This is a genomic window from bacterium (genome assembly GCA_022616075.1).
Lineage (GTDB): Bacteria > Acidobacteriota > HRBIN11 > JAKEFK01 > JAKEFK01 > JAKEFK01.
On sequence record JAKEFK010000112.1, the window covers coordinates 1 to 11525 of the forward strand.

Here is an 11525-nt window from a genome sequence, read left to right on the forward strand (position 1 = left end):
AACTAATCCAAATACCCTGAACGATGTCGCAGTTTTACACCGGACTTCTTGCTTTCCACTTTGATTTTGTGGAATTCGTTCGGCTCTTTATGTGGTGGCGCCTTATAGCAGATCATGTACTGATGATCCAGGTCCCCCAGGATGAGATCGAAACCATGCCGGAAATTCAATGAATTCTCAAAATAAAGACCACCCGTTAGATCGGCGATCTCCGCCATGAGCTCTTGAGTTTCGTCCAGATAGGTTGCATCCTCAAAAACCGGCTTTCTGTTTCCTTCCGTCACGCTCTCCGGGAGGGGATTCTCCGTTCCCCGCGTGTTAATTGTGTAGAAGGTAATGTTGTGTCTGTTTAACTGCGCGACAATCCGACGCAGAAGTTTCCACAGGTCGGATCCCCCTTCTCTCATTGCTAATAAATCTTTGGATCCGGCGTTCCCCACGCTACGTTCGATCAGGTCGTAGTATTGCCTCCCCGGTTCTGAATTGATCCCGCCTGAAATGTAAAGCACAACCATGTGTGGATCATTTTTGAACTGAACCAAATCTTTTTCAAACTTCTCCAACGCTTTCAACGATTCCCGTGCCATTTGTTTTTCTTCCATCGCATATCCACTCGCGAGCCGGTACGCTTCCTCAATTACTTCCGCAAAGTTGCCTTTCGCCAGCATATTGGTGATTGCCCTTCTGCGATTCAACACCTCAACGTTCCGGATTGAATTCGCGCGGATTTGATCCAGTTTTGCCTGCAGTACATTCACATCTGTCGTAAACGGAACGTTTACTTCAACGGCTCCCGGGATGACGGCCACGAGCATGGTTTCCCATTGGGATGAAATCTGCTTCAGAAAATCCACGATTTTTGGCTTGATGAATAGGTATTCCGCCTGGAGTGTGTTATACAGGTCCACAATGAGAACAACACGCTTCAATCTCGCGGGGGATGTCTCTTCAGGTTGTGACTGTTCTGTTGAAGATGGGGCCGTTAAATCTGTGGCCGGATTTACAGCCTCTTCAAAGCAGGTGGCTAACATTTTTTTTCCATCTTCATAGATTTCAAAGTCGGCTTGATTCAGACCTGTAAGCGGTTTGCCGGAATGATCGGTTGCTTTTACCCATACAGTTACTTCGGTTATCTTTACTTCGTAGTCTTGCGAGGCGGCCGGCAAACACGCAATCAGCAGAATTGCGAACACGAAACATCTCATGTCCTATTCCCTGTACGACTGTCTTGATACGGATACGTTATAGAGCCATTTGAATACTTCTATGATATTCGAAGGCAAGGAGGATGCCAGCAAATTAGCGGCGGTCTACTTCTTCTTCGTGTTTATATTCCGGGATTGGTTTTTCCGGCTTTTCGTAACGGTTTTGTTTTGTAGTTCTTATGCTTCCTTCCTTGCAGCGTAGATTGAATTCCACTTGTGGACCCAGATCGGAAATCGATTCTAGAATCGTTCCGTTCCATTGCTTGAAATCAGTCCTGGTAATCGTGAGACGATTGCCTGCCCGTAGAAAGGGAATTTCTACAGCGTAATCATGGGTCAGACTAAATCTGCAATCGTGCAGATTGTTATCGACCGCCATTACGGAAACTCCTTCCCTGGAAAAGTCAAAGTTAGCATTTACTTCGACAAATCGGTTTGTCTTATAGAGGTAATAACCAACAGCTCCTGCGAGTAAAAGGAAGATAAAAAGCGATTTAGACATGAATTGTAAATATTATATCATCGTGAATGAATGATATTGCTCGTAGTGGCAGAGCATTGTCCGTAGTTCTGGTTTGAACTTCCTTGCCCAAACCGGACTCTGCGTCCTGCAAAGATCCTTCAGTTTGCTGAGACAATGCTCTGCTCCAATTCGCGGGATGCAGAGCATTGCGCGCAGGAAGTATGTTCGTGCTGTGGAGGCATTTCTGAGAGAATAGGTTCATTCAAAAACAAACGGCAAATGCTCTGCCACTACAAAATCTATGATTAAAATCCTTTTGACTTCTTGTCTGATTTTGATTTTGCTTCCGTTCCTGTTTGCTCTGGAGCCTCCGAAGTCCGTTTCCATTTACGACGTAACTGTAATTGACGGCACCGGTTCTCCTCCCAAGCCACACAGGACCGTTACACTTTCGGGCAATCGAATCACGAACATTAAAGAGTCTGATCCTTCGCACGATGCAGATTGGAACGGCACCGGCAGGTTCCTCATTCCCGGTCTCTGGGATATGCATGTTCATCTCACATACGTCGCTGACGTTGCCTGTCCCGCCCTGGTTGCTAACGGTGTGACTTCGGTGCGAGATCTAGGAGGAAACCTGAACGTCATCGATTGGATGCGGCGGAGAATCGATGAAAAAGATCTAATCGGTCCGCGCATTTTTCGAGCTGGACCTGTTGTGGATGGATCGAAGCCGGGCGTACGGGATCGCATCGTCATCGATACTGGAGGAGACAGCACGCGCGCCGTCTCCTATCTGAAAGAACGTTCGGTTGATTTTATCAAGGTGCATAATGGACCAAACCCTGATGCATACTTTGCTTTGTTGAAGGAAGCGAAACGTCAGAGTATTCAAGTTGTTGGGCACATTCCAATTTCCATTTCCGATCCTGGCACGGCGATTGATGCAGGGCATGGCAGTGTAGAACATATCGTGAGTCTGTTTGAGGGACCTTATCTGCAAAAAGTCGGCGCCGGCAAATCCAAACAACAGGCAATGGAAGAGTTCACCGATGCGGAAGCAAAGAGAATTGCGCAAAAAATGGTCAAGAACGGCACCTGGTTTGATCCCACTTTGATCACCTACTGGGCGCGATCTTATCAGTGGGACATCCGCGCAAAAAAAGATGTAAGGGATAAATACATAAGCGGATCCGCAAAAGAGTTCTGGAGAATATTTCCGGACTTACCGGACGAGCCTGAAGTCCGCAAGTTATTGAAAGAGGCATTCGATCGCTTCTTGGAAATTACGCGCATCCAACATCAGGAAGGGGTTCGTTTTTTAGTCGGCACAGATCTTGGGGCCAGATATATGTATCCCGGCTTTAGCGTTCACGACGAGTTGCAATGGCTTGTCAATGCCGGGCTTTCACCGATGGAAGCTCTACAAGCGGGAACGCGAAACTGTGCGGAGTCCCTGGGACGTCTCAAAGATCTAGGCACGATCGAAGAAAACAAACTCGCTGATTTCATCCTGCTCGACAAGAATCCATTGACCGATATTGCAAACACAAAAAGCATTGTGATGGTGTTCGTAGATGGACAGGCCTACACCCGCGAAGATCTCGACGGCATTCTCGAGAAAATCGCCCAAAAAGCGCCTGGAAGGTAACTGAACACAACAAAAGTGACAATTTTGTAAGAAATGATGCAGGTCTGGCGACCAATTGTTCATGGGAGAAGCTTTCGTCCGAATTAAGATGGCCTTCATCTTCTGGCTGGCGAGGCGATTGCCGGCTTGCGACGAAGTGCTGACTCTCATTTCGGAGAGCATGGACCGGAAACTGCCCTGGCGCCAGCGCATGACTTTGCTTCTGCACAACCAGATCTGCGTGTGGTGCAAACGCTATGCGAATCAGTTATTGATCCTCCGACAAGCCATGCGAAGTCAGGAAAACGAAAACGCGCTGCTTGCAAACGAAATCCTCTCGCCGGATGCCCGCGAACGCATGAAACGCTTATTGGATCCGAAGTAATCCCTGTAAGAAACTTCCCCACACAAACGACCAACCGTTACTACAGAAATGATTCTAATGAAAAGAAAAAGGAGGAAAAGTAAATGAAGTTTGTTTTAGCTGTAGTTTTTGCTGTTGCAAGTCTTCTCTTGGGCGCCAGCCTGGCTCCTGCAGAAGACATGATGGATAAAGACATGATGATGGAACACACGACCGGTGTTTTTTCCGGCGCAAAGGTGAATGGTGGAACGGCTACTCACTTGGCGAAAGATGGCCAGAATATTTTGACACTTTCAGACGATTTCAAGCCGCCACAAACACCTGATCCGCACTGGCAGGTTGTTGACTCCAAAGGAAATATCTATCAGCTTCAAAAATTGAATATCAAAGGAGATAAATACAACAAAGCCATCGTTGTTCCTGCTTACGTCCCTGACATCGTAAAGGTCCAGATCTGGTGCGCTTTCGCTGAGACATTACTCGGTGAAGCCTCCTTCCAGAAACCGATGATGATGATGGAAGGCATGGACAAAATGAAATAACCAAATTCTGGGGGCACTATCGTCTTTGTGTAGCGCGTCCCTTCGCCCTCGCGTCAAGACGCGGGCCGCGGAGACCCGTTAACGCATCGACGCAATGCGCCCCCCAGGAGGATTTATGAAATATAGCTTATTGGTTTTCGTACTTTTGTTTGCGGTGACATCCGGCGCTCAGGTTGTCGAAAAGAAAGGTCTTTCACTTCAGGGCGCAAAAATAGTGATCGCAGCCGCGCAGGAAGAAGCAAAAAAACTAAACGCGCCCGGCGGCGTGATTGCAGTGGTGGATGAAGGCGGGAATCTCGTTGCTGTGGAACGCCTGGATAACACATTTGCTGCAGGCGCTAATATTTCCATTGGAAAGGCGCGGACATCCGCCATTTTCAAGCGCCCTACGAAAGTATTTGAAGACGTGATTAAAAACGGACGCACTTCGATGGTTGCGCTTGCCGATTTCACTCCGCTTCAGGGAGGCGTGCCGATCATGATAGACGGACAGTTAATCGGAGCGGTGGGAGTCAGTGGAGCTGCAAGCGCGGAGCAGGATGAACAGCTCGCAATTGCAGGAGCCAACGCTTTAATGAATTCAAAAGACATGAGCATGGCTTCCGTTACTTACCTGGACAACAAGAAGGTATCGGCCGCATTTGTAAAGGGAATGCCATTGATTGAAGTGGAAAACTACAAAGTACACGCAAGCCACCGGGATTCTGCCGGTATGGCTGAAGTTCATGAAAAAGACACCGACATCATTTACGTGTTGGAAGGCACTGCAACGTTTGTGACCGGAGGTAAGGTCGTAGAGGGAAAAACAACGGCACAGGATGAAATCCGCGGCGCATCAATTGATGGCGGCGATACACGCAAGATCGTTAAAGGAGATGTCATCATTGTTCCGAGCGGCACACCACACTGGTTTAAACAGGCCACCAATCCTTTCAACTATTACGTGGTGAAAGTGGCCCGTTAGAGGTGACAGAAAATGAGAATCCAGCTAACGCTTCTTTCGATTGCAGCTATCGTTACAATGCTTCTCGTTGCTGTTATCGCTTTTGCCGAACCAACTGATGGCGAACCGCTGGCGACAATCGATCTGGCAACTGCTGAAGGAGTTCAGCTCGTCAATGCGCAATGGCGATACAGCGATACAAAAATCGTTGAAGTGGATTTCAAAGCTGCGGGCGCTGACGGTCAACCGACGGGAGCGCCGAATAAGACTTACGATTACGTCCCTCATGCAGGCGGCGCTGACTTCGATGATTCCCGATGGGAAGTGCTCGATCCGGCGACTCTGAACAAACGTCGCGGAAACGGCCGGATTTCATTCAACTGGTATCGCATCAACATCACGATTCCGGATCGTGTAGGCAATTGGAACACCGCCGGCTCCACGGTTGTCTTTGAGACATCGCTCGATGATTATGCCGAAATCTGGGTAAACGGAGAATTGCCCCGGGAGCTCGGACAGAGTGGCGGTTCCGTTGTGGGAGGATGGAATGCGACGAATCGTCTCGTGATCGGCCGAAATGTAAAACCTCAACAAAAGATTCAGCTGGCGATTTTTGGCATCAACGGTCCGATCTCAAATCCACCCACAAACTACATCTGGATGCGTTTTGCGAAACTGCATTTTTTCCCAACGGGCAAATTGCCGTTTGTGGTTACTCCGCACGAAGTAAATGTTGAAGTCGAACGATTGGATCCTGCGATCGATGCGATCGTTCCACCAAATCCCAAAGTCCACAAACTTGCGGAAGGGTTTCAGTTTACTGAAGGGCCGGTCTGGTTCCGCGAAGGATATTTGCTTTTCAGCGATCCGAACAGCAACATCATCTACAAGTATGTTCCGTCTGCGAACAGAAATAACGGCGAACTGACGGTATTCAACGACAAGAGTGGTTACGAAGGAGCGGACATCGCGGCCTATGGCCAGCCTGGCTCCAACGGATTGACCATCGACAGTGAGGGAAGGCTCACCATCGATCAACACGGCAACAGACGTGTGATCCGGATGGAAAAGAATGGAGCAGTGACCGTCCTTGCCGAAAAGTTCAAGGGCAAACGTTTGAACAGCCCAAACGATCTCGTTTACAAATCGGACGGATCTTTGTATTTCACCGATCCGCCTTTTGGACTCCCCAAATTTTATGAAGACCCCAAAAAGGAGCTGGAATACAGCGGTGTTTTCCGGTTAAGGAATGGAAAACTTCAATTGCTGAACAAGGATCTGCTCGGCCCCAATGGAATTGCGTTTTCGCCGGATGAAAAGTATTTGTACGTTGGAAACTGGGATCCGAAAAAGAAAGTCGTCATGCGATACGAAGTTTCCCCTGACGGAATGCTGAAGGATGGCAAAGTTTTTTACGATCTGACGAACTCTCCCGGAGAAGATGCGATCGATGGAGTCAAGGTGGACCAGATGGGAAACGTTTATGTCTCGGGGCCTGGTGGGCTCTGGATCTTTTCGTCGGAAGGAAAACATCTCGGCACGATCAAGACATCCATGCATCCGCACAATTTTGCATGGGGCGAAGAAGACGGCAAGACGCTGTATCTCTGCGCCCGCAGCGGCCTGTACCGCATGAAGCTCAACATCCCCGGTGTCCGCCCATGACAACCAATTTACACAATCATTCACATTTGCAAAATCCATTTTCAGTAATCCCCACTTCTGTTCGAATGAATGTAGATCCGGAATTGAGCGGCAAAGGAATCACGATTGCTTTTTTAGACTCTGGATTTCATCCGCATCCCGATCTGACAACACCGGTCGACAGGATTATTGCGTATCACGATGTGACACAGCCTGACGCCAGACTTGAGGATTCACCCAAAGAATGGGACTGGCATGGAACAATGACCTCCGTTGCTGCGGCGGGAAACGGAAGCTTGTCTGATGGCGTTTACCGTGGACTCGCTCATGAAGCGGGCGTTGTTCTGGTGAAAGTGAGTGATCGCGGAAAAATCACAGAAGAGAATATAGCGCGCGGCCTTGATTGGGTGATCAAGAACAAGGACATCTGCAATATTAGGGTGGTGAGCATTTCGCTTGGCGGTGATGAGGATGTGCCTTACAAAGACAACATTGTTGATCAGAAGGCGGAAGAAGCAATACGCGCAGGCCTGATAGTTGTAGTTGCTGCCGGCAATTCCGGTTGCATGGATCGACACCACACTGTCCCACCCGCCAATTCTCCGAGCGTGATTACAGTAGGCGGTTATGATGATAACAATCAATTGGGAAATGCAAATCTTCATTTGTATTGTTCCAGTTATGGCCCAACCGCTGATGGATTGATCAAACCGGAAATCATTGCGCCTGCGATGTGGGTGGCGGCGCCGATCCTGCCTTATACCGATGCGTACAAGAAGGCCCAGGCGTTAACCGAACTGATCGAAACTTATAAAAACGAACCACAGGCGATTCGCGCAGAAATCGAATCTTTGTTGCGCGACAACAAAATCATTTCCGCTCACTACCAACATGTCGACGGAACATCCTTTGCCGCGCCAATCGTGGCTTCTGTTGTTTCGCTCATACTTCAGGCCAATCCGGAATTAACGCCCGCCACGGTGAAAAATATTCTGATTTCAACCGCAGAGCGCATTGAAAATGCGCCGGTCTTACGGCAGGGGTATGGAATGCTCAATGCGCGCGCGGCAGTGGAGCAGGCAAAGAGGGAAAAACATGTTTATGAGAACAACCATTTTCTGTCGCCTCGCATGGAGGCAAAAAAGCTGATTTTCTTCTATCATCATGATGCTGCAGAAAAAGTTGAGCTGGCGGCGGACTTCACGAATTGGACAGCTTCCAACAAATTCGAAAAGGATCCAAGCGGAATGTGGCGTGCTGAAGTCAAATCACCCGGACCCGGACGTTATCGTTACAAATTCATCCTGAATGGGAATCAATGGGTCGATGACCCGAGCAACGGCCTCAAAGAGCCCGATAACCACGGTGGATTTAACTCCGTTGTAGAAATTTCCTAGCGCCATGACAACAAACGAATGGTTGGAAACAGATGGGCTTGGAGGCTTTGCATCCGGAGGCGCAGACACAATTCGAACACGCCGTTATCACGCGATTCTTCTCGCAGCACAAACTCCTCCCACCGGACGTGTGGTGCTCGTAAACGGCTTTGACGCGTGGGTCAAAACGGAATCAGGCACTTACGCAATTTCCTCGCAGCGCTATCTGCCGGATGTGATTCATCCCGATGGCCATCTGAGAATTCAATCCTTCAAAACAAATCCGTGGCCGACGTGGGTTTTCAAACTGGAGGATGGGACACAAATCCAACAAGAAATTCTAATGAAGAAAGGTTCTCCGACCACAACCATCCGGTGGTCGGTTGTTAACCGGCCTAAAAACGCTCAGCTTTCGATACGCCCCTTTTTCTCAGGTCGTGATTACCATTCCCTGCATCACCAGAATGACGCTTTCCAGTTCACGCCTGAAATCAACGGGCAACATCTTGTTTGGCGGCCGTACCCGGGACTTCCCGAAATTCATGTGAGCATGAATGGCACTTACAGTCACGAACCAACCTGGTATCGCAATTTTTTGTATGAACAGGAACGCCAGCGCGGTTTGGATTTTGCTGAAGACCTCGCCTCTCCCGGCGTTTTTCAATGGGACATCTCGCAGGAAGATGCGTTCTGCATTTTCAGCACAGGAACAGCGAATCCGTCTGCCGAAAACGTGATGAAAGAAGAGCTCAAGCGAAGAAAACAATTTGTCACGCGTCTGGACTTCGCAGCCGATGCCTATTTGGTGGAACGCAAGAAAGGTAAAACCATCGTTGCCGGATATCCGTGGTTCACTGATTGGGGTCGGGATACATTCATCGCCCTGCGCGGTTTGTGTATTGCTCGCGGTGAATTAAAGATCGCGCGCGACATTCTCATCGAATGGGCGCAAACAGTTTCGCAAGGCATGCTTCCCAACCGTTTCCCTGATCAAGGCACGGAAGCCGAATTCAATTCGGTCGATGCGTCGCTCTGGTACGTGATTGCGGTTTATGATTATTTCCAAGCGGCCAAAAAAGTTTCCAAAGCGGATCGCGATCAGTTGCGAAATGCGGTGGATGCGATTTTGACCGGATATGAAAACGGAACGCGATTCCAGATTCGGATGGATGAGGACGGTCTGATCGCAGCGGGGCAACCAGGTTATCAGCTCACCTGGATGGACGCAAAAGTGGGAGACTGGGTTGTCACTCCACGAATCGGGAAACCGGTAGAGATTCAAGCCCTGTGGCTCAATGCGTTGAAATTTGCCGCTGGTTATTCGGAACATTGGAATGAGCTTTACGAACGTGGATCAGAATCCTTTGAAAGGAAATTCTGGAACCAAAAGGGCGGGTATCTTTTCGATGTTGTGGATGTGGATCATGAATCCGGAAAAACAGATGATCTATTTCGGCCGAATCAGATTTTTGCAGTAGGAGGACTCCCCTATGCTGTGCTTGAGGGAGATCGCGCGCGTTCCGTTGTTGCAGCTGTGGAAGCGCGCTTGTTGACTCCTTTAGGACTGCGCTCCCTTGCGCCTGAGTCTCCGGGATACGCGCCGCACTATGAAGGCGGAGTGCGCGAACGGGACGGCGTCTATCATCAGGGAACGGTTTGGCCGTGGTTGATGGGTGCATTTGTGGAAGCATGGCTACGTGTAAATGGCGAAACGGACGAAGCAAAACGCGAAGCGAAGAAACACTTTCTGGAGCCGCTGTTAAAACACCTGGAGGAAGCCGGTCTGGATCACATTTCGGAAATCGTGGATGCAGAACCGCCTTATACTCCGCGAGGTTGCCCTTTCCAAGCGTGGTCCGTGGGAGAGGCGTTGCGAATCACAAAAATGTGTTCGTAGCATCACAAAAGCTTGCCCTGTGCGACGGGCACTACGGATCCGCCAATTCTGACTTCGCGGGAGTTCCCCACTTCGCGAGCTCGCAATAAAACCAGGGAAGGTCGATTGATTTCGTATCCTTGCTCAATCCGCAGAAACAGATCCGTGGCGGAAAAGAATCGATGCTCCAGAAGGTAGTGGCCAAGAAAGGCAGCTGCATTTCCCGTTGCTGGATCTTCACGCACACCATGAGCAACGAAGAAGAACCTGGCGCACAGATCATTCTCAGGGTGATGTGTTTCCGTACAAAACAAATACACCAGAGGCGAAAACCCTTCGCCGGCTAGAGGCGCAAATGCCTCAAGGTCGAGTCTGCTCTTTTTGAGTGCTTCAAGATTGCGCAAAGGAACGAGAATCGCTGAAACGCCGGCAGAGAATTGCTGAATGGGTGTCTTGGTTTCAACGTCGGATGGTGCGAGTTGTAGGGCTTCTGCAATCCGGCCGGGAGCACAAGTTGGGCCAAGCTCAACTGGCGGCGAATCAAACCATGCAACGTCTCGACCATCAGCAACGGGCTCGAATGTGACTGAAACCTGGCCAACAGCGAGATTCAGGCGAACTGGACGGGATTTATCAGACACGATGTGATCCCGAATAATCGAGGCGGTGCCAAGAATTGGGTGCCCGGCAAACGCAATCTCCTTCGATGGTGTAAAGATTCGAACCCGATATGCGCCGTCAGGTTCAGGGACAGATCCCACGAAGGTTGTGTCTGAGAAATTCATCTCCTGCGCTATACGGCCCATCGCCTGGTCCGAAAGGTCGTCAGCATCAAAAACCACGGCAAGCTGGTTTCCAGTCAAGGGTTTTTCAGCAAAAACATCGACAATGTGCAACGAATGAGACATAACCTGCACAAATTGAATGAATTTGATTCTATTTCCTTGATTTCATGGCCACGCTTGGCACAGGCGCGCCACGCAATAGACCTTCTGTGCTAAGATCTTCATCGATGTCGGGCCAATGTATGCCATAACCGGCGCCAGCAATTTTCCAATTAGCCCGTTGTTTCGGGGTTGCATTCATGAGTCGGGGATACCATGACAGAGGAACGGTGATTGTGCGTCCGTCCATCAGATCAACACTCAGTGTATGTTTTCCTGTTCGAACGGTTCGGACCCGCTCGTCAGCCGCTACTGCCAATATGCCCATAATATGCTTCTATAAATTCCTTCGAATGCTTCTCAACGATTGATTGTAAGCGATTGACCTCATGCGCTGCAAATCCAAAATTACGCGCCAGTGCATACGGGTTTCCCCCAAAACTTTGTCGACTGATCATCTCTGTCGACGTGGACATGAGCCGGTTCATTCGGTTCATGACTGTGAAAATAGAATCGATATGAACCTGTCAGTAATACTGTCGGCATTTCCTTGGATATAACACAGATTCTCAACTTTGCAAATGCTGGTGTGATTTAG

The 11525-nt window shown here is 49.3% G+C and carries 11 protein-coding genes and 1 pseudogene; 7 read left to right on the forward strand and 5 right to left on the reverse strand.

Annotated elements, in window-relative coordinates; translation table 11 throughout:
* Positions 1 to 2 precede the first annotated feature (2 nt).
* Both L0156_09375 and L0156_09380 read right to left on the reverse strand, forming a co-directional pair.
* Positions 3 to 1205, reverse strand: coding sequence for a VWA domain-containing protein (locus tag L0156_09375; protein MCI0603213.1), 1203 nt, complete (start codon positions 1203 to 1205; stop codon positions 3 to 5).
* A gap of 94 nt (positions 1206 to 1299) precedes the next feature.
* Complete coding sequence (locus L0156_09380; GenBank protein MCI0603214.1) at positions 1300 to 1707, reverse strand: hypothetical protein; 408 nt, start codon at positions 1705 to 1707, stop codon at positions 1300 to 1302.
* A gap of 262 nt (positions 1708 to 1969) precedes the next feature.
* Here L0156_09380 and L0156_09385 point away from each other — a divergent pair, with 262 nt between their 5' ends.
* The 7 genes from L0156_09385 (at position 1970) to L0156_09415 (ending at position 10064) form a co-directional block, all read left to right on the forward strand.
* A complete protein-coding gene (locus L0156_09385; protein MCI0603215.1) occupies positions 1970 to 3319 on the forward strand; it encodes an amidohydrolase family protein in 1350 nt (449 codons plus the stop codon).
* 61 nt (positions 3320 to 3380) lie between these two features.
* Positions 3381 to 3683 carry a hypothetical protein gene (locus tag L0156_09390; protein ID MCI0603216.1) on the forward strand — a complete coding sequence of 101 codons (303 nt, stop codon included), beginning with the start codon at positions 3381 to 3383 and terminating at the stop codon, positions 3681 to 3683.
* Between the two features lie 83 nt (positions 3684 to 3766).
* On the forward strand, positions 3767 to 4204 hold the full coding sequence (locus tag L0156_09395) for a hypothetical protein (protein ID MCI0603217.1): 438 nt from the start codon (positions 3767 to 3769) through the stop codon (positions 4202 to 4204).
* A gap of 115 nt (positions 4205 to 4319) precedes the next feature.
* Positions 4320 to 5168 (forward strand): heme-binding protein, encoded by an 849-nt coding sequence (locus L0156_09400; protein ID MCI0603218.1) that lies wholly within the window; start codon positions 4320 to 4322, stop codon positions 5166 to 5168.
* A gap of 12 nt (positions 5169 to 5180) precedes the next feature.
* Positions 5181 to 6812 (forward strand): SMP-30/gluconolactonase/LRE family protein, encoded by a 1632-nt coding sequence (locus L0156_09405; protein ID MCI0603219.1) that lies wholly within the window; start codon positions 5181 to 5183, stop codon positions 6810 to 6812.
* Positions 6809 to 8188, forward strand: a complete 1380-nt coding sequence (locus L0156_09410; protein ID MCI0603220.1) for a S8 family serine peptidase — start codon at positions 6809 to 6811, stop codon at positions 8186 to 8188. Before L0156_09405 ends, L0156_09410 begins: the two co-directional genes overlap by 4 nt.
* Positions 8189 to 8192: 4 nt before the next feature.
* The gene (locus L0156_09415) at positions 8193 to 10064 is read left to right on the forward strand and encodes an amylo-alpha-1,6-glucosidase (GenBank protein ID MCI0603221.1); all 1872 of its coding nucleotides are present in this window, start codon (positions 8193 to 8195) and stop codon (positions 10062 to 10064) included.
* 2 nt (positions 10065 to 10066) lie between these two features.
* Here the strand turns inward: L0156_09415 and L0156_09420 are convergent, their stop codons facing one another.
* The 3 genes and pseudogenes from L0156_09420 to L0156_09430 all read right to left on the reverse strand — a co-directional run bounded on the left by L0156_09420 (position 10067) and on the right by L0156_09430 (position 11473).
* Positions 10067 to 10951 carry a PhzF family phenazine biosynthesis protein gene (locus L0156_09420; GenBank protein ID MCI0603222.1) on the reverse strand — a complete coding sequence of 295 codons (885 nt, stop codon included), beginning with the start codon at positions 10949 to 10951 and terminating at the stop codon, positions 10067 to 10069.
* A 28-nt stretch (positions 10952 to 10979) separates the two neighbouring features.
* Positions 10980 to 11255, reverse strand: coding sequence for a DUF2442 domain-containing protein (locus tag L0156_09425; GenBank protein MCI0603223.1), 276 nt, complete (start codon positions 11253 to 11255; stop codon positions 10980 to 10982).
* Positions 11230 to 11473, reverse strand: a pseudogene (locus L0156_09430) (DUF4160 domain-containing protein). Before L0156_09430 ends, L0156_09425 begins: the two are co-directional and overlap by 26 nt.
* Positions 11474 to 11525: the final 52 nt, after the last annotated feature.

What these genes read in the sequence shown, in the direction of transcription:
- L0156_09390 (MCI0603216.1), top strand. Translation starts at nt 3,381, where the DNA reads ATGGGAGAAGCTTTCGTCCGAATTAAGATGGCCTTCATCTTCTGGCTG.
- L0156_09425 (MCI0603223.1), bottom strand. Translation starts at nt 11,255, where the DNA reads ATGGGCATATTGGCAGTAGCGGCTGACGAGCGGGTCCGAACCGTTCGA.
- L0156_09415 (MCI0603221.1), top strand. Translation starts at nt 8,193, where the DNA reads ATGACAACAAACGAATGGTTGGAAACAGATGGGCTTGGAGGCTTTGCA.
- L0156_09410 (MCI0603220.1), top strand. Translation starts at nt 6,809, where the DNA reads ATGACAACCAATTTACACAATCATTCACATTTGCAAAATCCATTTTCA.
- L0156_09395 (MCI0603217.1), top strand. Translation starts at nt 3,767, where the DNA reads ATGAAGTTTGTTTTAGCTGTAGTTTTTGCTGTTGCAAGTCTTCTCTTG.
- L0156_09400 (MCI0603218.1), top strand. Translation starts at nt 4,320, where the DNA reads ATGAAATATAGCTTATTGGTTTTCGTACTTTTGTTTGCGGTGACATCC.
- L0156_09420 (MCI0603222.1), bottom strand. Translation starts at nt 10,951, where the DNA reads ATGTCTCATTCGTTGCACATTGTCGATGTTTTTGCTGAAAAACCCTTG.
- L0156_09385 (MCI0603215.1), top strand. Translation starts at nt 1,970, where the DNA reads ATGATTAAAATCCTTTTGACTTCTTGTCTGATTTTGATTTTGCTTCCG.
- L0156_09375 (MCI0603213.1), bottom strand. Translation starts at nt 1,205, where the DNA reads ATGAGATGTTTCGTGTTCGCAATTCTGCTGATTGCGTGTTTGCCGGCC.
- L0156_09405 (MCI0603219.1), top strand. Translation starts at nt 5,181, where the DNA reads ATGAGAATCCAGCTAACGCTTCTTTCGATTGCAGCTATCGTTACAATG.
- L0156_09380 (MCI0603214.1), bottom strand. Translation starts at nt 1,707, where the DNA reads ATGTCTAAATCGCTTTTTATCTTCCTTTTACTCGCAGGAGCTGTTGGT.